Raw genomic sequence first — 24,932 nt, 5'->3', positions numbered from 1 at the left:
TTGAATTTTAGATTAAACGTTTTGTAATAACACCGCATAATAGATTGGATGCTTTTCTCTGTAATAAGCCAAGTGACTTTCCGCACCTTCGATGTTGTAATTTTCTTTACTCGATTGATAATGTATTTCAGCCTCCTGTGGCGAAATTTTAGATTTTTCAGATACTCGTTTCATAATGATATATTTTGATTAAACAATATTTGAGCAGTACCCAAACGGAAGCTAAAATCTCAGCTCAAAAGGAAACGGAATAAATGAGAAGTGGAATGCGCGCAACGGCTTTATGCCGTAGTCTTTTGATGGGTGTATTTTACGAGTTTACCTTTGCGCTATCTATTGATTGATAACCCCTTCCTCGTAAATACATTTTTAGGCACTATCATAAAAAAGAAGAAGGGCCAGCACGAATGCCGACTCTTCTTCAAACAACAAAAGCTACTTGTTAAGCTCTTTGACTTTCTTTTCAAGAACTGCAATTCGCTCTTTCAAACGTGCTTCACGCTTTTCTCTCTTCTCGGTATATTCTTTCTCAATACTGGCAATCTTGGATTTGTAATATCCTTGCATCGCATTGTAGAATGAAATGTTCGTCAGGTTATTTAAGTGATTGCTTTCGCCAAAATGCACTTGTTTTGTAATCATATAGCGTATCAACTTGTGAAAGACTTCCTTTTTGAACTTCTTTTTAAAATTCTCGACCATTTCAACTTTGGTCATTTTGGAAGTGTCGCCCAAGAACTTTGAGAAATACTTTTGTTGGCTCATATAGTCCACATTATTTTCAAAGAGCGATATCGAGAATGCCACCATTTCATCTGTCGAAAGTGTCTTCTTCGTAGCTATATATTTGGTCTCTCGTATCATTTCAACAACTTCTTCAAAATGCTTGTTGTTCTCAATTTGCTTCTTGCGGATTTCTCTTTCGTTGATTTTAATTATCTGTTCTTCAGGTGTGCAATCTGCCATTTTTCTGTTGGCCAATGGTGCTGAATACTCACTCGATTTATGTTTTGATTTCTCGATTATCTTGACGAAAACTGTTTTGTGTTGATACGTGTCTGGATGAAACACGATACCATTTACAAATCCATTGTCCGAAGCTGAATTGTAATTTTTCAACTCTTCTTCGTAGTTCTCAATGGCTTCCTTAAATTCAGCTTTTAGTTCATCTTCGGAATAGTCGTAATGCTGATACTCTTTCCTGATGGCTTCGATTGTTGGCTTAATCGGGTTTTCAATGATTTCAACATCATCCAGCAGATAGACCTTCAAGCCACTTTTTTCCAACTGTGAAATAATGAGCTGATTGTTTTCGTCATCTGCCCAATACTGTCGTATTTCAGGAATTAGTAGGATGTTTTGCTTCTTAGCCTTTTCAATCAAGTTCAAGAACGATTTTGTTTTTCTTCGTTTCAAAACAAGCTGATTTTGTGCAGACCATTTTACCCTCGCCGAACAGATTGCCTTGATTGGCTGCATTAAATGGACATTCTACACAAGACCCTGCCTTCGGTACCAATTTCTTATCGGTTACATCGAAAGATGCTTTTTCCAAGTCGTAGGTCTGGTCTTTTATCATCCTGTTGATTTGATGTGCATTAAAATCTTTGCCCATCGTTTCCAACATCATCTGTTGTTCCTCTGGTGCAAAAAGTGCGACACCTACACCCAACGAAATGGTCATTTCGCCATTGCGGACAAAGTGCTTGAAGCCTTCTATCAAACCTGCCAATTTTAGGCGTTGCCTGATAAAGTTATCCGTTCTGCCCAATCGTTTTGCAATTTCTGTCGGTGCATATTTCTCACTTAGGTAGGCAATCGCCTCAGCTTCTTCTGTAGGTTCTAAATCCTGTCTCTGTAGATTTTCTATGATTTGAACTTCCAAAACATCATTGTTCTCATAAGTCCTCACGATACAGGGTATGGTCTTTTTTCCTACCAGCTTGCTTGCACGATACCGGCGTTCGCCCATCACGATGACATAATGGCCATTTAACTGCCTTACCGTGATTGGCTGCAATACACCGTGCTCTTCGATACTCTCAGAAAGTTGCTGTAATGCATCTTTTTTGAAAGTTTTTCTTGGTTGTTCAGGGTCAGTCTTAATTTTGCCCAATGGTAAGTTCTGAATTTGAAGTACGGGTGATTTCTTTCCGTTTACTTCTTTCGTGGCAGTAGATTTCGCTCTACTGCGCTTCTTTGTGGTACTCGCTTTTGTTGTCATAATACTCAAATTTTTGATTAAACAATATTTGAGCAGAAACCAAACGGAAGATAAAATCTTGGCTCAAAAGGAAACGGAATAAATGAGTAGTGGCAGAAGCGATGGCTTTATGCCGTAGTCTTTTGATGGAAGTATTTTACGAGTTTAACTTTCGGGAATATTGTATGATAATAAACCCCTCTCTATCGAAAGGGGTTATAAAAAAATTGAAAAGTATCTTAAAGGTTTTCGGTATTTAGCTTCTTAAAATACTAAAGGAATAAAACTACTTAATTTCCTCAATCACACTACCACACGTGAGCATCGCATCGCCATAATAGGGGTTGCGTATGTCCTTTTCAGCACTTAGCCAGACCGCGCCTTTATTATTATTTGCCATTGGGCATTTCTGAACGTATAGCATCGCATCGGTTCCATTTACACTCATCGCAATGGGCACCATATTTTCATTTAATATCACGAAATGGTCACGTTGATTTTCCAGAATGTCATTTTCCGCGATGGCATCGAGCATTTCGATGCTTTTCTTGATATGTGATTGTTCCATACTACCGAGGCTTTTAATATCTGCGGATTTTAAGGCTGTTGATGTCGCTTTCGCGAAAGCGGAAACCTGATTTGCATCGCTCGCTACCAAAGCATCTTTCATCTGTAAATAAGGCTTGAGCGCCTTTTTAAATTGCTTCTGAAAATTCTCTGAAAATTCCATATTCATTTCAGACATTGGCATCATAGCATCCTCTTTCTTTTCTTGATTCATCATTGAATTTTTGCCTTGTAGCTGTGCTGCTGCATCTACTGTAAAGGTTCCGTTGGTCACAATCTCATCGCCATTTTGTAAGCCCTCTGTTACAGCATAATTTTCGCCATTTCGGTTTCCGATGGTTACTTCACGCATTTCAAAAACGGGTTCGTTGGGATTGGTTTTTATATAGACCAATGAGCGTTCGCCTGTCCACATTACGGCACTTGCAGGAACTGTTATAACTTCGTTGGTCATCATCATTTCCCCTTTGAGTTTACCCGTTACAAACATTCCTGGTTTAAAGAGGTCATCTGTATTTTTAAGTGTTGCTCTAACGGTAACCGTTCTCGTCGCATTGTTGAGTATGGGGTCAATAAACGAAACAGTGGCGTCAAATTCTTTATTGGCGTAGGCATTGGTTACTACCTTTATTTTCTGACCTACTTTTAAATCTGAAATTTGATTTTCATAGGCATCAAATTCTGCCCAAACCGAATTCAAATTGCTTACCTTCAAAATGGGCTGACCTTGTTTTACATAGTCCCCTTCACGTGCCATCACTTCTGAAACCGTTCCTGAAACGGTGGCATATACAGGGAAATTATCGCGCACGTTTCCAGAGGATTCTATGGCATCAATCTGGTTATCGGAAAGCTTCCAATTTTTCAATTTGTTGCGCACTGCTTTATACAGTTCAGGCTGCGATTCTTTTAGTGAAGCTGTTGTGAGCAATTCTTGCTGTGCAGCGACCAAATTTGGTGCATAAATGGTGGCCAATGTTTGACCAAGATTTACTTTTTGGCCTTCATAATTGACATTCAAACGTTCGATACGCCCATCAAAATAGCTTGCTTGTACGGCATTGTTTTCTTCGTTGGTATCGATTTTGCCCGAAAGCGAAATCATTCCATCATCTTCTGACATAGAGCCATTACCCACAATAGTAGTTTGAATGTTGGCCAGCGCCATTGCGTTCTCTGTCATTTTAATCTCATTCATTGCAAGACCATCTGCACCAGATTCAGCAGGTATCAAGTCCATTCCACATATAGGGCAGTCGCCAGGTTCGGGTTGCATAATTTGTGGATGCATTGAGCAGGTCCACATTTGGTTTTCCGACTCGCCGGAATGGTCGTGGGTATCTGACATATCGGATAAATCCTTAACAGCATTTTGTTCTGTTCCTGAATTTCCGAATATGAGATATCCTGCCAATAAGCCTGCGATAACTGCAATACTTATATAATTAATGTTCTTTTTCATAATAATAATTTTATAGAAATTAGTACTCGTACTATTCCTCTTTTTCGTTTTCTAATCTGTAAATTATTTTTTTCATCTGTGCGATTTCCCGTAATTGTGCCTCAATAATTTCTTCTGCCAATTTTTTAGCTTCAGGGTCTTTGATATCTGCTCTTTTACTTGTTAAAATTGCTATTGAATGGTGCGGTATCATTGCTTTCATCCAGAGCACATCGCCCACAGTTGATTTTTGTTCACGCACCAAGGTCAAAGCACTTACAAACAATACTATACTTCCTAAAACAATTGCGATATTCTTTTTCTTGTTTTTGTACATCCCGCGCATTGCAACAAACATAATAATGGCCATCGCTGCAATCCCTAAACAGACCATATAAAAGCGGGTTAGGCTAAACCATACGTGGTCCCACTCATAAGTGTTTAGGTACATTGTGATGTACATAGCCACGAAGGATGTAGCGAGCATTCCTACAAATTTTGTGTATTGATTTTTCTTTTTGTTTTCCATTGAATTTTCCATAATAGTTGATTTTAATGTTACTTATTTACGATTGTTTTTAATTAATTTTCTAAGAGTTGGTGATGAAATATACCAAAGGATAAAGCCACTCAATACTGTTATCAAGCCTAACAGTGAAAAAGCTCTTAAAACAATAGTGTTGAAGTTATCCCTTCCCTGATAATCCATTGTGTGGGTCATCCATAAAAAATCGAACCAGCGCCAATCGCGATGACGTACGGTTTGGAAAGCGCCATTCTCAATCGCCACGTAGGCTTTTAGATTTTCATCGGTTTTATATGAAATCTCATAAGCAGGTAATGGTCGTCCGCGGTACTCGTGGTGGTCGCCAACAGATTCAATTCTTCGTATTTGGTCAAATTCTAAATCTGCCAACATATAGCGTTCTGACACTTTGATTGCTTCTTGTTCTGTGAGCTCGTCTTTCTTTGTTCCTGTAAGTGCATTATAAAGCACAGTCTCATTAATCCAATAATAGGGCGCATCCGCTATTTCAAGTAATTCTAATGACTTAATCGGTTCCTGAATATTTAGTTGAGAACTTCCCACCAAACCTGAAAATGCAGTTTGTTCAGGAATCTCTTTTTTGAAATGGTCGCCGTGTATCTCGTCAATATCCGTCCAGCTAAAATACATCCCGCTAATCGTCCACATCAGGAACTGAATACCCAGGAAGATACCCAAGTAGCGGTGGGCTTTTCGAATCCATTTTGCTGTTTTTCTATTGACCATTAGCTATCGATTTTTTTGGTACGTAATCGTAAGGCATTTGTAATAACCGATACGGAACTAAAACTCATTGCCAAAGCTGCAATCATAGGTGATAATAACAAACCGAAAAACGGAAATAGGACTCCAGCCGCAATGGGCACACCTAAGGTATTATAGATGAAAGCGAAAAAGAGATTCTCCTTGATATTTCGCATAACCATATGGCTTAAATTTTTAGCTTTTACGATACCGTGCAAATCACCTTTTACCAAGGTTATCATCGCACTTTCTATGGCTACATCTGTACCTGTCCCCATAGCGATTCCCACATTACTTTTTGCCAGTGCTGGTGCATCATTGATGCCATCACCTGCCATTGCGACCACCTTCCCTTCATTCTGCAATTTTTCAACTTCCTGCAACTTATTTTCAGGTAACATACTGGCTTTAAAGTCAGCAAGGTTTAGCTCTGATGCTACGGCCTGTGCTGTATCGTGGTTATCGCCCGTGAGCATTATCACGGCAATCCCCTTGTCCTGTAATTCCTTGATGGCCTTAGCGCTTGTTTTCTTGATTTTGTCGCCTATCACGACATAGCCTGAAACCTTACCATCAATAGCTAAATACGAAACGGTTTTCCCTTGTTTTTGAAAGGATTGTGCTTCATCTTCCATAGCAGATGAAATAGTAGCCTTGGCATATTCCATCATCCTATCGTTTCCTAAATCGAGCTTCTTGCCATCAACAGTACCTTCTACGCCTTTTCCCGTTATTGCGCTGAAATTTTCGGTTTTTGATAGTTCAACATTCTGCTGCTTTCCGTATTTCACAGTAGCTTCGGCCAATGGATGCTCGCTGGAACTGTTTAGAGATGCAATAAAATGTAGAATTTCGCTTTCGCTAAATTGTTTATCATCAAAAGAACCTACCTTCTCCACCGTGGGTTTTCCCTCGGTAATTGTTCCGGTCTTATCAACAATAAGGGTATCTACCTTGTCCATTTTTTCAAGGGCTTCGGCATTCTTGATAAGTACGCCATTCTGAGCGCCTTTACCAACACCCACCATAACGGACATCGGTGTTGCCAATCCTAATGCACACGGACAGGCGATAATCAATACGGCAATGGCATTCACAAACCCATAGACATAAGCGGGTTCCGGACCCCAGATTGCCCAAACGATAAAGGTTATGACCGCAATAAATATGACTATTGGCACAAAATAGCCTGAAACCGTATCGGCCAATTTCTGGATAGGGGCACGACTGCGACTGGCATCATTTACCATTTTGATGATTTGGGAAAGTAATGTGTCGCTACCTACTTTTTCGGCCTCCATCAAGAACGACTGGTTGCCGTTTATGGTACCGCTACTTACTTTGTCATCTACAGATTTATTAACTGGAATGGGCTCTCCCGAAATCATCGATTCATCTACAGTAGTTTCTCCTTCGGTAATTTTGCCATCAACAGGAATTTTATCTCCTGGTTTTACTCGTAGTATATCTCCTTTCTCTATCTGGTCGATGGAAACTTCTTCTTCATTTCCATCGACTACCTTAATAGCTTTATTGGGCGCAAGTTTTAAGAGTTCCTTGACCGCAGAATTGGTCTTACTGTGCGCACGGGCCTCAAGTACCTGTCCGAGTAGCACCAGCGTTAAAATAACTGTGGTCGCCTCAAAATAAACAAATACAGTTCCTGATTCGGTTAAAAAGTCTTGGGGGAAAAGCTGCGGAAACAGCATCCCGAAAACACTAAAAACCCAAGCCACTCCGGTACCTATCCCAATGAGCGTAAACATATTTAGATTCCAGGTGACGATACTGCGATACGCACGTTCAAAAAACATCCACGTGGCATAGAAAACAACGGGAAGGGAAAGCACAAACTGAATCCAGTTCCAGTATTTTATTTCGAGAATACTTTCCAAGGGATTGTTTGACAGCATTTCTGACATTGCTATGAAAAATATAGGCAATGTAAAAGAGACTGCTATCCAGAACTTTTTGAGCAATTTTTTATAGGTCTTTTCTTCTGCCGATAGGTCTGGTTCCATCGGCACCAGGTCCATCCCACAAATAGGGCAGTCTCCAGGTCCGTCTTTAACAACTTCAGGGTGCATAGGGCAGGTCCATTGCTCGGAAGTGGTGGCGGTTAAATTTTGTTCCTCGACTAAATCCATTCCGCAGACAGGACAGTCGCCTGGCTTGTCGTAGGTTTTATCTCCTTCGCAATGCATTGGACAGTAGAAGGTTCCTGTTCCTTTGCCTTTGGGTTGTGGTTTTTTCGCTTTCGCGGAAGCGGAATCATCTTTATGATGATGCTCGCCCGGTTTGTGGATAGAATACGTATCGCCGTCATCATTTAATACCTTTTGAAAAGTCTCGATAGGAATGTGAGATTCCATTTCGATGGTGGCTTCTGCTTTTTCCAAATTGACCGATGCACTGGTTACTCCCTCTATATTGGAAAGGGTTTTTTCGACGTGATTCTGGCAACCTTTGCAGGTCATTCCGTGTATGTGATAGGTATGTTTCATTTTATCTTAATTTTTTTCGCATTGCTTCAGAAATATTCTCTGCATAGACGCCATAGGCATCGACCAATAATCCTTTAATTCCATTTTTTGATGAAATAGCGTAGAGAACGCTGTTGTCATCGGTACTGCTCATTCCTTCATAACGATGCATCTCATCTACATCGAAATCCTCTGGATGTAATTTTAGCTTTAGCGCATTACATTCAATGTGTCCCGAACATAAATTAAAATCATAAGTATAACCTTGCTCTTGCAAGTGGGTCATTGTTTGGGAAAGGGTATCGAATGTTTTCATAGCCACTAATTTTAGTTCACTAAAAATTTTACAATCAGTCCTCCAGCGAGCCATATATAACAGATGAAGGCTGCATATTTTAAAATCTTTTCGAGTAAAGGGCTTTTGGGTGCCATCTCGCTCATTGAATGTTCTACATCTTTTTTCTTGAAAAAACCCAGATAAACGAGATAGGCCGAAATGATGAGAAAAGCAACGTTCAAGAAAAAGGTATAATCAATCTTGAAAAATTCGCTATCCTGAATCTTCACTTGTGATGAATCTGGTAGCATATTCAATAAATCAAATCCATAATGAAGTGCCAATGCCGTACCAATTAATGCTGTAAACAATAAAAACGTGATAAACAATGACATTTTCCAACCATAATACTTTGCATTGATTCTCAGTACTGGAAAAACCACCAAATCGCTAAAAATAAAGGCCATTACGCCAGCAAAACTCACGCCTTTTCCGAATAGTAACGCTGCTAACGGAATGTTACCCATTGAACCGATAAAAGTCAAAAATGCGGCAACTGGACCGACCACGATATGTTCCAGAATTTCGAGAAAAGTAAAATCTGTATTGCCTTGACCGCTATTGATAAATAAGGTCTGAAAGAACGAATCTGGCACAAAAGCCGCTGTAATACCCGCAACGGTAAAACCTACGGTTACATCCTTCCAGACCATTTGCCATTCCATCTTATATTTTTTGGCAACACGCGCCCAACTGTCTTCGTTCTTGATTTGTTTCTTCCAATCTTTGGAACCGTCCATCTCATCATCATCTTCATTTTCGAGATTCTTACGGGCTTTTTCGATGAGTTTTTTAGGATTGATGAGTCGTATCAGAATCCACGAAATACCAATCAAGAGAATACCACCTACATATTCGCCCACCACGAACTGCCAACCCAAAAAGATGGAAATGATAATCCCCAATTCTATGACGAGATTGGTCGATGCCAACAGAAAGGCAATGGAAGACACAAAACTTGCCCCTTTCTTAAAAATGGATTTTGTACCTGCCAAAGCAGAAAAACTGCACGAGCTACTTATAAAGCCGAAAAACGTGCCCAAAAGCACACTTTTGCCTTCGTTTTCGCCCATTGTTTTTTGCATCTTCTTTTCGGTCACGAAAATCTGTATCATACTACTGATGATATAACCCAAAATGAATGCCCAAAGCGCCATCCAGAAAAATCCGGTAGTCGTATAGGCGGCTTCGCCCCATTGTTTTAGGAAATCAGTCATATATTCAATTTATTTCACGTTTCTGGAAGACGAATGCATTTTTGTAATCTTCCATTTTCCATCTATTTTTTCAAGGATTGACGTTGCTACCCCTTTTTTCTTTATAGTCCGGTTATTTCCCTTATCGTCCGGATTAAGGACAATTGTATATATATACGTTTCGGTAGTAAAGGCGTAGGGCACATCTACCTTTACATTGATTTCATAATCTGTAAATTCAAATTTTTCAAAATGACCTAATTCCGGTCCTAAATGATGCTCTATATAGTGGCTGTACGTACCCTCGACACCTCCCGATTCAAAAACCTCGGAATTCTCGGTAAATAATTCGAAAGTTCCATCGGTCGTAAGGTTTTGTAGGGCACCCTTATAGGTTTTCATTACTGTAAGCACTGCTTCTTTTTCCGTGTTTGCATCTTGTCCAAATAGTGGGCTTGTCGCTATTATGAGCAACATTACCACCGTAGTTAATTTTATTGTTTTCATTCTTTAAGTTTTAAGGGTTATTTATTTACCCGAATTCTATTCACATTTGCTATACCAAAGACAAGGACGAAAAACCGCAGTGCCACTTCAAGTACCACCAAGGTTTTTGCAGGTAGGGAAATGGGCACTATATCACCATATCCTACTGATGAGAATGTTATCAAACTGAAATAGGATAAATCAAAAAATACCGACAGTCCATCATTGCCAATACTGTTGTTCATTTTAAAATGAATAGCATCCACAAACTGCAACGCTGTGTAATCTATTGCAAACGAGAAAACTATCAACACAATCAGGTATCCGAACAAAACCAGTACGTGGCTCAATAGATGGCTTTGACCAATTATCTTCATTAGTTGGTTAAAGGACAAGGCTATAATGAATCCTATCTTTAGTAATGTTAGGGCCAGAAGGATAATTATAGCATAAGACCCTTCCAAAGTTGGTAGAGCAAACAGTTCGATTACTGAAGCAATAAGCAGCACCAATAGAACATACCTTGAGCTGTTGAAAAGCTGCCCATAAAACGCCCTTGTGGTTTCTATGTCTTTTTCTTTATCCATTCTTATTTGTTATCTATAAAAATCTCATCATACGTCTTTGTATCGTTCTCATTTATTCTTCTTATTATATACTTTTTGTCGATACTTCTTCTATTTTCAATCCCCATTGATTTTAGCAGCTCCTTAAAAGCTTCAATGGTGTTTTTATGGTAGTTGGCTACTTTGGTCTTTTTATCTTCTACTACCAATGATGCGACCCTTGAAGGTTCCATTGTGGTGATTCCCGTAGGGCAGGTATCCAGATTGCATTTTAAGGATTGTACGCAGCCCAAGGCAAACATCATCCCTCTTGCGCTATAACAAGTATCTGCGCCGAGTGCCAACATTCTATAGATATCAAAAGCCGATATTATTTTTCCTGCCGCCATTACCTTTATTTCATCGCGCAATCCATACTTTTTAAGGATGCCGTTTGCAAAATGTATCGCTTCGATTATGGGAAGCCCGGCCCAATGTAGCGATTCCATATGTGCAGCACCGGAACCACCCTCTGCACCGTCTATGGCTATAAAATCTGGATAGTTTTTCTTTTCAGCAAAAGTGCGAACCATTCGTTCGAATTCGTCTTTCTGCCCGATGCACATTTTAATCCCTATGGGCTTTCCTCCAGAAAGTTTTCGTAATTCTTGTATAAAGGCAATCATTTCCGAATCATTGCTAAATGCGGCGTGATGTGGTGGCGATAGAATTTCGGTTCCTTTTTCTACGTCCCTGTACTTTGCGATTTCCTCGGTATTTTTTTTGGCAGGAAGAATGGCCCCAAAACCGGGTTTTGCACCTTGTGAGACTTTTATCTCAATCATTTTGACCACCTCATTGGATGCGATTTCAGCAAATTTTTTAGGGTCGAAATCCCCTTCTTCTGTTCTACATCCAAAATATCCAGTACCAAACTGAAAAATAACATCGGCTCCATATTCCTGATGATAGGGCGTAAATCCACCTTCGCCAGTATTTTGGGCAAAGCCTGCGATTTTTGCACCGCCATTAAAGGCAAGGGTCGCATTTTTGCTTATGGAACCATAGCTCATCCCTGCCAGATTTAGAATACTCGCTGAATAGGGTTTTGAGCATTTTGAACTCCCTATGGTAACCCTAAAATCATCTTTGATTTCCTTTGCAGGATACGTGGAATGGGTAAACCATTCGCGACCAACTTCGTCATAGGGAATCTGCGTTCCAAAGGGTTGGTTTTTGACCGCGTCCTCGGCACGTTTATAAACAATTTCTTTCTGTATCCAATTGAAAGGTTTTCCCTCTGTTCTATTCAATAAAACCGTTTCTTGAACGACGTGACGTTGTTTTTCCAATAGATTGGTAATTCTTCCCAGCAAAGGATAGGTACGTCTTATATTGTTGGATTTTTGAAAATAATCTATTAGACCCAAAACGAGGATTGGAAGTAGTATCAAAGCCAACCACCACAAAAGTGGGTATAGAATGATTATGGCAGCTAATGCCAAAATCAAGATGATGCTCGTAACAATAAATCCTCTTCTCATTGGTATTGTTTAATGTGAATGTTCGTTACTTTCGCCTTGGCTTTCTTCATTTTCAATCTCGATATATTTTCCTTGTGGACCAACTCCTTCTATATATACCAGCTGCGAACCATAATGTCCCGCTTCAGAAACCGAATATGCCGAAAATGCCATAACCAAAAAAACCGCTATTTCGAAACCGCGCTTTAATTTGACCCAGAACAGACTTACTATTTTTAAAATCGCAGCAAGAGCGCTGGACCACAGTGTCCATTCCGCATATTTATCGTGTTGGTCTAATATTCTTTGGGCTATTTCGGTCAATTCTGCAGTGTGCGGATGCACCAAAGTGCTGGCTACATATGCGCCTATAAACCCTGCCCCTACCATTAAAAGGATAACCCAATCCATTGTTCGATTCAATGTACAAAGCTGTATGAGCTGCAAGAGAACTGCAATAATGAGCAGTACGATAGGAAAATGTACCACCATAGGATGCAGGTTGGGAAACGCATCAAAATCTGCTTTTACGTCATCCGATTGTGCAATTGATGTTATGTTAGTCGATAATTCAATTTTATCTGAATCGTTTCGTTTTTCATTTAGGGCAAAAACATTGGTGAAACTGCCTGAAAAGGCAATGACCAAAATAATTGAAAAGATTTTTATTGTTTTCATTTGTTACGGTTATTAATTTTTACCTGATAATTGCAACACCAATGCTCCTATAACTATGACAGCAATAATAGTATACACTATATAGTTAGTCCACTTCTTTAAGGGACTTTTATTTTGCGCTTTGCCATTATTTGTATTGCAGCAATCCTTCATCAACTTTATTTATTTTTCAGCTTGAAATTATGGAACTGAAATTATTAGGCTATACTTGAAAATGAGAGACCAACTGGTATTAACCAATAAACCAATCTGAAATGCTCACCTCCCAAAATCAAGTAATCTTCACTAAACTTCTCTTTTTCAATAATCCTCTATTTTGCCCCGAAAGGGAAGAGCTTCATCATCACTAATTGATGCATCGTCTCTTCCATATTCGGGCTACTATTAACCAAATCAACTTTTCTTTTTCAATAAATTTATTGTGCCTAATTAAGAGAAAAGGCGTTATGTAACTAATCATAAATATGAGCCTTCTCTCTTATTAGGACTTAATATTTGCCTGAGATAGGAAGGGGTTCTAACTAACCAACCATCAATGAAAAAATTCCCTTCCCGTATCAGGACTTTACTCTAAATCATCTTTTAAAGTTTTCATATAATTCAATACTGCTTCCTTTTCCTCTTTTGATAAAATGGCATCCCTATGAATAAGCGTGTAGCTATCCAAGGGCATCTGGCCATTTTCTATCTGCTTAATGATAGAGCGCAGTTTACTGTTCTTTCTTCTGTCTGAATAGGTGTCCCATTCATTGAAATTCAATTCTGCTTTTCCTTCTTTAATGTGGTCTTCCAAAAACCAAGCAACGGGTTGTACCTTATTGTACCAAGGGTACTTTGTATAGTTGCTATGGCAATCATAGCAGGAAACCTGCAACGATTTCTCGACCGTTGCAGGTACTTTATTGACAAGCATAAAATCCGTTTGCGGTAAAGTCTCACTCTGGTTATAATCCATCGGAAAGAACTGAATGACCACAAAAGCAATTAATGCTATCCACGCTATGATTTTTAAAACTTTCAATTAGTTTATTTCTCGTTGTACTTTACCGCATTTTAACATCTGGCTACCATAATAGGGATTACGCACTTCCTCTTTTGTACTCAACCAAGCTGTACCACCATCGTACATTGGGCAAAATTGTTGGTACAGTGTATTTTTTGTTCCAGTAATGGCCACCATATCCGTGATATCCTTGCTTAACGTTTTAAAATGTTCGCGTTGGTGGTCTATGGCGCTTTCGGCAATATGCTCGGCGTGTTCGGTGGCATCTTCTATAATATCTGCCAGCTCGCTTTGTTGTTCTTTTGTATAGTGACTGCTGTCAAATGCTTTTAAGGAAGCCACTAATGTAGTGCCTAATTGTGCCGCTTTTTTGGTATCATCAGCCACCAAGGCATCTTTTAGGTTGAAATAGTCATTTAAAATCACTTCTGCCTTTGCATCAGTCTTGGTATCCATCATTTTACTATGGTCCATTTTCATATTGCTGTGGTCCATTTTATCTTTTTCCTGTGCATAAGCAAAAGAAACCGTTAACAATAGCATTGCTGCTATACTCATTTTTATCTTTTTCATAATTCTAATTTTTAGGTTATTTATAAACTGTCTTTTAATTGTGTTACCCAATTGATGATTTCTTCCGTTTCTTCTTTCGAGAACTTGGCGTCTCTATGAATTAAGGTGTATGAATCCAAGGGCATCTCACCACTTTCAATTTGCTTGATGATAGACCTTAATTTACTTGTCTTTCTGCGACTTGACAATGAATCCCATTCGTTGAAATTGAGCTCTGCCTTACCTTCTTTAATGTGGTCTTCCAAAAACCAAGCAACTGGTTGAACTCGATTATACCAAGGATATTGGGTGTTGTTACTGTGACAATCATAGCAGGAAACCTGTATCTTTTTCTGAATAGCCTCCGGAACCTTATGCACCACCATAAAATCTGTTTGGGGCACGGTATCGTTTTGGTTATAGTCCACTGGAATAAACTGAATGAGCACAAGCGCCACCAAAAAAATTCCCGCTATGATTTTTACAATCTTCATTTAGTTGATTTCTTTCTGGACTTTACCGCAGGTTAACATTTTACTACCATAATACGGATTCTTCACGTCCTTGCTCGTGCTCAACCAAGCGCTACCGCCATCATACATTGGGCAAAACTGTTGGTACACGGTGTTTTCTGTTCCCGTAATAGCAACCATATCTGTTACATCCTTGCTCAATACTTTAAAGTGCTCTCGCTGGTGTGCTATATCGCTTTCTGAAATGTGCTCTGCGTGTTCTACCGCATCCTCAACGATGTCCTTTAAATCTGATTGCTGCGTATCGGTGTATTCTGAAATATCGAGCTTTCCTAAGGTTGTTGCGAGGCTTGCCCCAAGTTCTTTGGCTTTGGCATTATCATCAGCCACCAAAGCGTCCTTAAGTTTAAAATAGTCGGTCAAAATAGCTTCTGCTTTTGCGTCTTGACCATTGTTCATTGCCATTTCATCATCTTCATTCATTGGTTTATCATCCATCATATCATCCATCGATTCTTGATGCATCTCATTGCTCATAGGCGCTGCGGGTTCGTTTTTGTTTCCGTCTTTGCAGGCAGTAGCACTTAATAGAACTAATGCCAGTCCGGCAATCATTACATTTTGTTTCATCATTTTCATAATTATATATTTAAGGGTTATTTATTAATGGTTTTCTTGACCGACCCGCACTTCAGCATTTTCTCTCCGAAATAGGGATTGGTAATTTCTTTTACCGCTGCATACCAATAGGCTCCTTCATTGTTAAATGCCATTGGGCAGTATTTTTTGTATATGGTTCCTTCAGATAAGGCATCTTCAAACATAGGCCCCGCCTTTTCCGTGAACTGTGCAAAAAGTTCCCTTACCTCTTCTATATCTTGAGCATCTGCCATTTGATGTGCGAGCTGTTTCATCTCCATTCGTTCTTCACCAAATGATGCGGCCATATCCTTGCTAATGGATTTTGCTTGGCTCTCATCGCTTTTTGCCAGCGCCATCTTGATTTCAAGGTAATTGTGCCACACCTTCCCAGTCATCCCGTCTATAAAGCCTTGGTCTGCCACATCTGCAGTGTTTTCTTTTGCGGTCTTTACCTCTTCAGGTGTGTTAATCTCTACAGTTTGTTTTTCCTTGCAGCCTATAAACGCTATAAGTGCAAAAGCTGCGATTGTTGTTTTCATTAGTGTTTTCATTTGTATATAGTATTTGATTAAACATTAAAAACGGGCTAATAAGCCGCCACCCCAGCCATATCGGTTGTTATAGTTTGCTTGTATTGAAAAATTTCTTGATAGGATGTAGGAAAGTCCAACCAACCATTGGGTTTCACTCTCATAAGAGCTATTCCCTATATCATTTACCCATCCAAAGTCTGCCCTATATTCATATTCGCCTTCCAGAAAAATTCTTGGAAAAATCAAGATTTCCCTGTCCAGACGAATTCTTGGGCGCAGTTGATGGTCCATACTCACATCTACATAAAATCTATATGGCGTAAAGTACTTTACACCGACCAATCCTACAGTATTGAACTCATCGAAGGAATTAGGTATTTCTGTTTCTGTATTTACCCCTACATAGAGACGCAACCAATCATTTAGATATCTATCATAGTTCACTTCGGCCTCAAGGTTCTTGTCATAGTCGAACTCTGCCCTTAAACCAAATCCATTTCTGATATTGCTTGACATCAAAAAGAGTTCGTTAAAATTTGAGCCTGCACGCAACAATCCCCAAGAATAGTAATGGTCTGTCTCATTGATAAGCTTTTGAACTGGATAATCTTTCATTCTTTCGTCCCTTGGGGTATCGTAACTAAACACACGCGCCATACCACCCATCATATGGTATAGTACGTGGCAATGAAAGAACCAATCTCCATATTCTTCGTTATAGAATTCTATGACCACTTTCTGCATTGGCGGTACGTTTACCGTATGCTTTAATGGGGAACGTTCACCATTTTCGTTGATGACCCTAAAGTAATGGCCGTGCAAGTGCATTGGATGGTGCATCATCGTGAGGTTATTAAGTGTAATTCTGGTTACTTCACCTCCTTTTATATTAATTTTGTCGGTTTCTGATAATGGCACACCGTTCAAACTCCAAACATAGCGTTGCATATTGCCGGTTAGGTTCAACAGGATGTCGTTTACTGGCAAATCATCTTTATAAGTAGTATTCTCTTTTGCTTTTAAAAAATCATAATTAAAATAGGTTTTACGAGTTTCGTAATCAAATGAGGAAGAATCCTTCTGCATCTTTGACATATCGTGCTGCATATGGTCTTTCATTTTATCTGAATCTCCTTTGTGATTCATTGCCATTGAATCCATTTTCATTCCCATTGCATCATCCATCTTCATATCCATCTGGTCATTCATTTTACCATCTTTCATCGACATCTTATCGTTCATCCCCATTTTCATCTCGCCGTCCTTCATATTCATCTTCATTCCATACTTCTGCATTAAAACTTCAGGTGTATTCTTTTTTTTGTTTCCTACCATTGCAGGTGCACCCATTTTCATATCCATTTTGGCCATTTGCTTCATCATCGCTACCTTATCAGGTCTATCAATTCTTTTGGCTGGATAGAGAGTGCCATTACCTAATTGTATAGAAGTATGACCAGAGCCATCTTGAGCCGTAGCGGTAACCTCTAAAGTACCTTCGGGAATAGTAACGATAACATCATACGTCTCAGCTATACCAAAGAGAAATCTACTTTTAGAAACGGGCTGCACATCAACACCGTCACTTGCAACTAACAATGGATTACCACCACCGAAATCTACCCAGTAGTAAGTAGAAGCCGAGGCATTGATAAAGCGAAGACGTACTTTTTCTCCTGGTTTAAATTCTGGATATTCGGCAAGTGATTTACCATTGCTCAAGAATGCGGGATAATAAATGTCTGCTATATCAGCACCTTCCATTCTATCGCGCCAGAACTTAAATTGTGCTCCCAAGGCACCTTCTTTGATGACTCTACTTAATGGAACTGCTGTTCCTTTTTTAACTTGATACCACTCATTCCCCCTTTTAAGGTTTCGCAATACATTCATTGGGTCCTCGTTGGTCCAATCAGATAGAACAACTACCAAATCTTTGTCATAATCCAATGTTTTTTCTTTAGGTTGAATGACTATTGAACCATAAACACCGCTTTGCTCCTGTAGCATCGTATGGGAATGGTACCAATAGGTTCCTGATTGATTAATAGGAATTCTATATTGAAATGTTGTACCGGGCTTTATTGGCGGTGTTGTTAAATACGGTACGCCATCATAAAAGTTGGGAAGTATCAACCCGTGCCAGTGTACTGAGGTTTCTTCATCCATTTTATTGGTTACATTAATGATGGCAAGGTCGCCTTCGTTAAATTCCAAAACCGGTCCAGGAATACTACCATTGATAGTCATTCCTTTAGCGGTTACACCTGCGAGTGTCATTTCATTTTCTTCAATGGTAAGGTTGTACTCTTTAACAGGTCTTCCTTCTTCTTTTCTGTCTTGTCCGTTAGTTCCCACTTGGGCAAATACTGTTGAAGAAAATAGCAGTAATGTAATAATTCTTAGCATTTTCATAGTTTTCTTATTGTTATTGTTTAACAAAAATATTATTGATATTCAGTTTGTTGTGTTATAATTCTGGTTCATATCTATATAATCTTGTCTAAAGGATTTCTAAAATTTTTATGACCATCCTTATAATCGCTTAGGCTCATCCCTGTCTCACTTTTAAATTGTTTGCTTAGATGATTGACATTGCTGTAATCGAGCAATTGGCTTATTTCTGTGAAATTATAATCAGGTGTTTGGATAAGTTCCTTGACTTTTTCTATCTTCAGTTTGATAAAATATTTTTCAATAGTGATGCCCTCGATTATAGAAAACACCTTGCTGATTTTGGAATAGTCCTTTTGTAATTTATCCGCAAGAAAATCTGATAGTTTCCCATCAATTTCAAGCGGTATTACTTTCAATAACTTTATCAATTCAATTTTTACTTGCTCGGTCAATTTATCCTCTGTAGAAGCGATGAGTGCAAATCCATTTCTTTTTAAAATTTCGGTAAGTATGCTCAATTGTTCTTTTTCATTCATATCCAATCGAAGTCTTCCCAACTCAATATCCAACAGACTAATCTTTGCCTTATGCAATTCATCTCTTAAGACCTTGATGCAACGGTCGCACACCATATTTTTTATGTAAAAATCTTTTACCATTGCTATTGAATTAAATAATTGATTATGGATTGTTGCACGTAATACATTTGAACCGATTCTATTTGATTCATCTGAAATTTTAATTGCAGTTCCTGTATATCGAGCACATCGTTGAAATCTATCGTTCCCGTTTCATAATTCTTGATTAGAATTTGCTCGGCATCTTTGGCTTGTTTCAAATTCATAGTCTGGGTATTAAATTTAATTCGGGCTTGGTTGCGTTGAGATATCGCTTTCGCGAAAGCGGATTCCAAAACATTCAATCGTTGTGATTTCTGCGTCTCAATTTCCTGTTGGCGCAACTCATTTTGCCTTGAAATGGACTTGTACCTATTGTTAAAAATGGGTATGGAAACCGAAACCATTGGCATCAACACATCCTTACCGTTGTCGCTAAAATTGACATCGCTACGTTCTGTAACTGGCAGGTAGTCAACACCAAAACCAATCATAGGTAGGCTCTCACGCTGATTGAGCAATTCTGATTGTGCTATGGATTCGTACAATTTATCGTATTTGAGCAGTTCAGGATTGAGCGATAGTGCGTCTGTTCCGTATGTGGGGTCATCCTCTGGAATTTCCATTGTTGCAACTATTTCAACCGTGCTATTTTCATCCCGATTGAGAAGATTATTAAAGGTTGTTTGTTCTGAATTGAATTCTTCTTCCAACACCTCTTTTTGCTGCTGTAATTCATTTTGACGAATCTGCAACCGCAATACATCTACCGCAGATGCCTTGCCTACTTCTACCGAAGTCAGGGCAAGACGCTCATAAGTTTTTAATAGTTGAATGTTCTCGTCAAGCACCTTTTGCTTTGCTCTTGTTTCATACAATCTGTAATAGGATTGCGCTACTGAAAGCGCCAATTTCCGTTTGGCGATTGTGATTTCCACGTATTCAGCTTCGGCCATAGAAGTCGCATAATTTTCACGTGCGCTAATGGTGCCAAACCAAGGCAACATCTGTTTTACGCCTATCCGTGCTCGTTGTGCGCCCACCCTTGTTTCTGGCTCACTTACAAAATAGCCTGCGCTTACTTCAGTATTGGGTAACCAGTTTGCTTCATTGACCTTTTCTTCGGCAATATTGTAGCGCAATTCAAAAGCCTGAATCTCTGGATTATTATTTTCTGCTTCATCAATATAGGATTGTAATTGTTGCGCTTTCGCGAAAGCGGAAACAAACAAAAGACAGATTATGATTTTTATATTTTTCATTTGTTTGCTCTTTTAAGTTGGTATTCTTTTTTCCAGCTATATAATACTGGTAAGAGGAAATAGGATGTGACGTCGATTATCATTCCGCCAAAAATGGGGATGGCCATCGGTATCATAATGTCGCTTCCTTTTCCTGTAGATGTGAGTACTGGCAACAATGCCAAAACTGTGGTCACAGTGGTCATCAAGCAAGGACGTATGCGTTTTCCTGCGGCTTCTAATGTGGCGAGACGTATGCCTTTTTTACTGTCTGGTTCGTTGCTTTTAAATGATTGGTCTAAATAGGTTGCCATTACAACACCATCATCTGTCGCAATACCGAAAAGGGCAATAAAACCGACCCACACGGCCACACTTAAATTGATGGTTTTCATATTGAACAAGTCCCGTAGGTTCTCGCCAAAAAAGCTGAAATTGAAAAACCAATCCTGACCGTATAACCATATCATTATAAAACCACCTGCAAAGGCTACAGCGATGGCAGTAAAAACCATTAGCGACGTAGAAACCGACCTGAACTGGAAATACAAAATCAAGAAAATGACCAGCAAGCAAAGTGGCACAACTACCGATAACGTTTTTTCTGCTCGCAATTGATTTTCGTATGTTCCTGTAAATCGGTAACTGATTCCTTGTGGCACGACCAAATCGCCATTATCGATTTTCTGTTGAATGAGCGCTTGTGCATTTTCCACCACATCGACTTCAGCAAAGCCATCGAGCTTATCAAACAGCACATACCCAATCAAGAAGGTGTCTTCACTTTTAATGACCTGTGGGCCTTGCTCGTAACGAATATCGACCAGTTCGCCCAAAGGAACCGGACTTCCAGTTGACACAGGCACATAGATACTTTTTAAGTCTTCTGGATTTGCACGCAGCTCACGTGGATAGCGTACACGCACACCATAGCGCTCACGGCCTTCTACTGTTTGGGTAAGTGGCATACCGCCCACAGCTACTTGAAGCACTTCCTGAACATCCATTATTGAAATCCCATAGCGTGCCAACTGGTCTCGTTTAATGTCAATTAGCAAATAGGGTTTACCCACGATGCGGTCTGCAAAAACGGCTTGTTCTTTAACACCTTCGGCTTGTTTTAGGATGTCTTCCAATTGCAATCCAAAGTTTTCTATGGTTTTTAAATCTGGCCCTTTGACCTTAATTCCCATAGGTGCTCGCATACCTGTTTGTAGCATCACGAGTCGCGTCTCAATGGGTTGCAGCTTGGGCGCAGAAGTCACGCCTGGGAATTTGGTCACTTTTACGATTTCATTCCAAATGTCATCAGGACTGCTTATTTCGGGGCGCCAGTTTCGATAATATTCCCCATCGCTATCTTCAATCAAATCATTGCGTGTTGCACTTGTTTTGAGTTGTGACGCTTCATAGTTTGCATCATCATCGATTTCATTATTTGGGTTGATAATGAACTTGTCACCTTTCAGAACAAATAGGCCATCATCGTTTACACGGTAGCGTTGTCTCTCGCCATTTTCATTTCGCATATATTCAGACTTGTACTGAATGACATTTTCATACATCGAGAGTGGCGCAGGGTCAAGAGCAGATTCTGTTCTACCCGCTTTCCCCACCACGGTTTCAATCTCTGGTATGCTCGCCACAGCCATATCAAGCTGTTGCAGTACACGCTTGTTTTCTTCGACACCTGCGTGCGGTAAGGATGTGGGCATCAAAAGAAATGAACCTTCATTAAGTGCAGGCATAAATTCCTTACCTGTGTTACGCATTATGACCACGCCTAAAATCAACACCGTGGTTGGAATTAGTAGAAACAGGTACCGGTTTTGAAGCGCCCAGCGCAAAATGCTGTCATAGTATCTTCGGAAAACAGTAAACACACCAAGCAGTCCAAAGCAGATAATTGCTACAAAAATCAAATTCATTAGAATGCTGCGGTCAAAACCAAGTGGTCGCCAGTATTCGGCTAACAGCACGACGATAGCAATACAGGAAATGATGATATTTACTACATTTTGATTGATGTTGAGCCTGTAGCCAGCAATGGTATGGTTGTATTCCTTTTTCGCTTTAAGCGAAAAGAATAAACCACTACATCCAAAAGCTATCAAAATCAACCCGAGCCAGTAACCAAATACAAGTGCTGTGATACCGAGTGCGATTAAAAGACCATTCAAAAACAGTTTAGATCGCTGGCGAATGTTTGTTTTTCTGAAAAGGAACGCGGCAAATGGCGGTATTAAAAATAGCGCGATTACAAGCGATGCAGAAAGTGCCATTGTTTTTGTAAATGCGAGTGGTCGAAATAATTTTCCTTCAGCACCTATCATCGTAAACACAGGTAGGAAACTGATAATCGTTGTGAGCACAGCGGTTAAAATTGCACCAGAAACTTCCGCAGTGGCGTTGTAGATGATTTCATTTGTAGTGTATTCTATTCCGCTTTCGCGAAAGCGTAATTTTTCATCTTCCAGATGCCTAATCATATTTTCGGCGAGTATGACGCCCACGTCCACCATCGTACCGATAGCAATGGCAATTCCTGACAAGGCAACAATATTGGCATCTACATTAAAGAGTTTCATTGTTATGAAAACCATTAAAACGGCAACAGGCAACAGACCAGAGATTAGAATGGATGCACGTAGGTTAAACACCATTACGATGATGACCAAAATGGTTATCAGGATTTCAAGTGTAAGGGCTTCATTGAGCGTGTGAAGTGTTTCCTGTATAAGTTGCGTGCGGTCATAAAAGGGAACGATAGTCACTTGTGAAGTACGACCATCTGCCAAGGTTTTTGTGGGTAGTCCAGATGATAATTCGGCTATTTGATCTTTTACATTATTGATGACTTCCAATGGGTTTGCGCCATAGCGAGCTACCACCACACCGCCTACCACTTCGGCACCTTCTTTGTCCAAAATACCACGTCGCGTTTGTGGTCCTAAATGAACATTTGCGATGTCCTTGATTCGGATAGAAGTGAAATTTTCAGAAGTGACCACCGCATTTTCGATATCTGAAACCGATTTCACGTATCCCAGACCACGAACCAAATATTCAGCTTGATTAATTTCCAAAGTCTGCGCACCGATGTCTTGATTACTTTCCTTGACAGCTTTTACAATATCGGTCAAGCCGATGTTGTATTGTCGCATTTTTTCAGGGTCAACATCCACTTGGTATTCCTGGACGTAACCACCGATTGATGCTACTTCAGAAACACCGCTTGCCGAAGACAGACCATATTTTACGTAGTAATCCTGTATGCTTCGTAATTCCTGTAGATCCCAACCGCCAGTTACGTTGCCATCTTTATCACGACCTTCCAGCGTGTACCAAAAAATTTGACCTAATCCCGTAGCATCCGGACCCAATGCAGGGTTTACACCATCGGGCAATAAGTTTGCGGGAAGGGAATTGAGTTTTTCGAGAATACGGCTACGTGACCAATAGAATTCTACATCTTCTTCAAAAATGATATAGATACTTGAAAAACCGAACATTGAAGAGCTTCGGATGGTCTTGACCCCAGGAATTCCCAACAATGAAGTTGTAAGTGGATAGGTAATCTGGTCTTCGATATCCTGCGGTGAACGCCCTTGCCACTTTGTGAAAACGATTTGCTGGTTTTCGCCGATGTCTGGAATGGCATCAACCGCTACAGGATCAGTTGGTAAAATGCTTGTTTCCCAATTGAAGGGTGCATTGACAATGCCCCAACCTACGAATAGGGCGAGTAGTATAACGGCAACAAGTTTGTTTTCTATGAGAAATTTTATGCTCTTATTTAGCATACGATATGATTATTAAACAGTTATAGAAATATGCTTTGGTTTGCTCACAGTACAAATGAGAAACAACAAAACGGGCCCAAAACGAATGTATCGCTGGGCTTTTCCAGTTGCAATTAGACTGCTACTGGTGCTGTTTAATAAATCAAATTAAGAATGTCTGGTGCAATACCTGCAAGTCCCGCCTAATGAATGGGGACGAGTGATCTGAGAAAGAAATCTCTTTAGATTCAGTTCTTTCAAAGAGACTAATATATGAGTAAGCAAAAGAGGCAACGAATATTTGTTGCTCAAACGTAAGTTGTATAAAATCCTGTTTTAAATCGTCCTGACCTTCAATAATTAATTGTTCATCTGAGCAACAAGATTTTTTAGAAATCATTGAGTTAGAACAACTCTTAGCAGGTTCAGCTTTTTCCATTCCGCAAGTCTGAACATCTTGGATGAATGAAAAATCTACTAACGTATCCCCACAATAGTGCATATCCACAGTAAATGACATTGTGGTCAGTAGAACCACAACAGCCATTACCATTGCCATTGATTTGTGGATAGTTTGTTTCATTTATTGTAAAATTACAAAAATTTAACAATTATTATTAAGATTAACATTTATTTGTTTTGCTAATGTAGGGCAAGAAAACGCTTTTATTCTTTATTAGAAGCTATAAATGCTATGGAAATAAGGCATAAAAAATGTTCTTTATATTCATTTGATACCGTATAGTATCATTATGAATTAGGGACTGGAAAACTGTAAAATGTTGTACCTATGTTGTACCCAATGCATAAAAATAGGCTTCCGATTTCTCGAAAGCCTTACTCTGCTTAGTAGCGGGAACTGGACTCGAACCAGTGACCTTCGGGTTATGAGCCCGACGAGCTACCTACTGCTCTATCCCGCGATATTGGACGGCAAATATA

Annotated in this window: 23 protein-coding genes and 1 tRNA gene; all 24 read right to left on the bottom strand. The window is 39.6% G+C overall.

Features of this window, described 5'->3' with window-relative positions; all coding sequences use genetic code 11:
• Nucleotides 1–12 precede the first annotated feature (12 nt).
• Nucleotides 13–174 carry a hypothetical protein gene (locus BUA96_RS17335; RefSeq protein WP_167596220.1) on the bottom strand — a complete coding sequence of 54 codons (162 nt, stop codon included), beginning with the start codon at nucleotides 172–174 and terminating at the stop codon, nucleotides 13–15.
• Between the two features lie 261 nt (nucleotides 175–435).
• Nucleotides 436–1,416, bottom strand: a complete 981-nt coding sequence (locus BUA96_RS17420; RefSeq protein ID WP_233430668.1) for a hypothetical protein — start codon at nucleotides 1,414–1,416, stop codon at nucleotides 436–438.
• Entirely contained in the window at nucleotides 1,376–2,224 is an 849-nt protein-coding gene (locus BUA96_RS17415) for a ParB/RepB/Spo0J family partition protein (protein ID WP_233430667.1), read from the bottom strand. The genes BUA96_RS17420 and BUA96_RS17415 overlap by 41 nt, the downstream gene beginning before the upstream one ends.
• Before the next feature lie 265 nt (nucleotides 2,225–2,489).
• Entirely contained in the window at nucleotides 2,490–4,232 is a 1,743-nt protein-coding gene (locus tag BUA96_RS16745; protein WP_072985128.1) for an efflux RND transporter periplasmic adaptor subunit, read from the bottom strand.
• Nucleotides 4,233–4,263: 31 nt separating this feature from the next.
• Nucleotides 4,264–4,752, bottom strand: a complete 489-nt coding sequence (locus BUA96_RS16740; protein WP_072985126.1) for a DUF305 domain-containing protein — start codon at nucleotides 4,750–4,752, stop codon at nucleotides 4,264–4,266.
• A gap of 21 nt (nucleotides 4,753–4,773) precedes the next feature.
• Nucleotides 4,774–5,484 carry a PepSY domain-containing protein gene (locus BUA96_RS16735; RefSeq protein WP_034260690.1) on the bottom strand — a complete coding sequence of 237 codons (711 nt, stop codon included), beginning with the start codon at nucleotides 5,482–5,484 and terminating at the stop codon, nucleotides 4,774–4,776.
• Nucleotides 5,484–8,006 carry a heavy metal translocating P-type ATPase gene (locus BUA96_RS16730; RefSeq protein WP_072985124.1) on the bottom strand — a complete coding sequence of 841 codons (2,523 nt, stop codon included), beginning with the start codon at nucleotides 8,004–8,006 and terminating at the stop codon, nucleotides 5,484–5,486. Before BUA96_RS16730 ends, BUA96_RS16735 begins: the two co-directional genes overlap by 1 nt.
• A gap of 1 nt (nucleotide 8,007) precedes the next feature.
• A complete protein-coding gene (locus tag BUA96_RS16725) occupies nucleotides 8,008–8,301 on the bottom strand; it encodes a hypothetical protein (protein WP_041495861.1) in 294 nt (97 codons plus the stop codon).
• 11 nt (nucleotides 8,302–8,312) lie between these two features.
• A complete protein-coding gene (locus tag BUA96_RS16720; RefSeq protein ID WP_072985122.1) occupies nucleotides 8,313–9,539 on the bottom strand; it encodes a permease in 1,227 nt (408 codons plus the stop codon).
• 9 nt (nucleotides 9,540–9,548) lie between these two features.
• A complete protein-coding gene (locus tag BUA96_RS16715) occupies nucleotides 9,549–10,025 on the bottom strand; it encodes a nuclear transport factor 2 family protein (protein WP_072985120.1) in 477 nt (158 codons plus the stop codon).
• A gap of 17 nt (nucleotides 10,026–10,042) precedes the next feature.
• Nucleotides 10,043–10,591: an ion channel gene (locus BUA96_RS16710; protein WP_072985119.1), complete on the bottom strand. Its 549-nt coding sequence runs from the start codon at nucleotides 10,589–10,591 to the stop codon at nucleotides 10,043–10,045.
• 2 nt (nucleotides 10,592–10,593) lie between these two features.
• Complete coding sequence (locus tag BUA96_RS16705; protein WP_072985117.1) at nucleotides 10,594–12,093, bottom strand: FMN-binding glutamate synthase family protein; 1,500 nt, start codon at nucleotides 12,091–12,093, stop codon at nucleotides 10,594–10,596.
• A 9-nt stretch (nucleotides 12,094–12,102) separates the two neighbouring features.
• Nucleotides 12,103–12,750: a DUF2231 domain-containing protein gene (locus BUA96_RS16700; RefSeq protein WP_072985115.1), complete on the bottom strand. Its 648-nt coding sequence runs from the start codon at nucleotides 12,748–12,750 to the stop codon at nucleotides 12,103–12,105.
• 565 nt (nucleotides 12,751–13,315) lie between these two features.
• On the bottom strand, nucleotides 13,316–13,771 hold the full coding sequence (locus BUA96_RS16695) for a heme-binding domain-containing protein (RefSeq protein WP_072985114.1): 456 nt from the start codon (nucleotides 13,769–13,771) through the stop codon (nucleotides 13,316–13,318).
• A complete protein-coding gene (locus BUA96_RS16690; protein WP_072985112.1) occupies nucleotides 13,772–14,326 on the bottom strand; it encodes a DUF3347 domain-containing protein in 555 nt (184 codons plus the stop codon).
• A gap of 20 nt (nucleotides 14,327–14,346) precedes the next feature.
• Nucleotides 14,347–14,799 carry a heme-binding domain-containing protein gene (locus BUA96_RS16685; RefSeq protein ID WP_072985110.1) on the bottom strand — a complete coding sequence of 151 codons (453 nt, stop codon included), beginning with the start codon at nucleotides 14,797–14,799 and terminating at the stop codon, nucleotides 14,347–14,349.
• Nucleotides 14,800–15,417 carry a DUF3347 domain-containing protein gene (locus tag BUA96_RS16680; RefSeq protein WP_072985108.1) on the bottom strand — a complete coding sequence of 206 codons (618 nt, stop codon included), beginning with the start codon at nucleotides 15,415–15,417 and terminating at the stop codon, nucleotides 14,800–14,802.
• 17 nt (nucleotides 15,418–15,434) lie between these two features.
• A complete protein-coding gene (locus BUA96_RS16675) occupies nucleotides 15,435–15,959 on the bottom strand; it encodes a DUF3347 domain-containing protein (protein ID WP_233430666.1) in 525 nt (174 codons plus the stop codon).
• A 36-nt stretch (nucleotides 15,960–15,995) separates the two neighbouring features.
• Nucleotides 15,996–18,368: a multicopper oxidase domain-containing protein gene (locus tag BUA96_RS16670; RefSeq protein ID WP_072985104.1), complete on the bottom strand. Its 2,373-nt coding sequence runs from the start codon at nucleotides 18,366–18,368 to the stop codon at nucleotides 15,996–15,998.
• Nucleotides 18,369–18,442: 74 nt separating this feature from the next.
• A complete protein-coding gene (locus BUA96_RS16665) occupies nucleotides 18,443–19,009 on the bottom strand; it encodes a helix-turn-helix domain-containing protein (protein WP_072985102.1) in 567 nt (188 codons plus the stop codon).
• A gap of 2 nt (nucleotides 19,010–19,011) precedes the next feature.
• Nucleotides 19,012–20,229 carry a TolC family protein gene (locus BUA96_RS16660; RefSeq protein ID WP_072985100.1) on the bottom strand — a complete coding sequence of 406 codons (1,218 nt, stop codon included), beginning with the start codon at nucleotides 20,227–20,229 and terminating at the stop codon, nucleotides 19,012–19,014.
• Entirely contained in the window at nucleotides 20,226–24,011 is a 3,786-nt protein-coding gene (locus tag BUA96_RS16655) for an efflux RND transporter permease subunit (RefSeq protein ID WP_072985099.1), read from the bottom strand. The genes BUA96_RS16660 and BUA96_RS16655 overlap by 4 nt, the downstream gene beginning before the upstream one ends.
• 142 nt (nucleotides 24,012–24,153) lie before the next feature.
• Entirely contained in the window at nucleotides 24,154–24,573 is a 420-nt protein-coding gene (locus BUA96_RS16650) for an HYC_CC_PP family protein (RefSeq protein WP_072985097.1), read from the bottom strand.
• A 267-nt stretch (nucleotides 24,574–24,840) separates the two neighbouring features.
• Nucleotides 24,841–24,913 (bottom strand) — tRNA-Met (locus BUA96_RS16645).
• Nucleotides 24,914–24,932: the final 19 nt, after the last annotated feature.

Origin of the sequence: Leeuwenhoekiella palythoae, assembly GCF_900130045.1 — a bacterium.
In the GTDB taxonomy this organism is placed as follows: domain Bacteria; phylum Bacteroidota; class Bacteroidia; order Flavobacteriales; family Flavobacteriaceae; genus Leeuwenhoekiella; species Leeuwenhoekiella palythoae.
The sequence above is the reverse complement of the archived record's forward strand: the minus strand, read 5'-3'. Positions and strand labels throughout refer to the sequence as shown.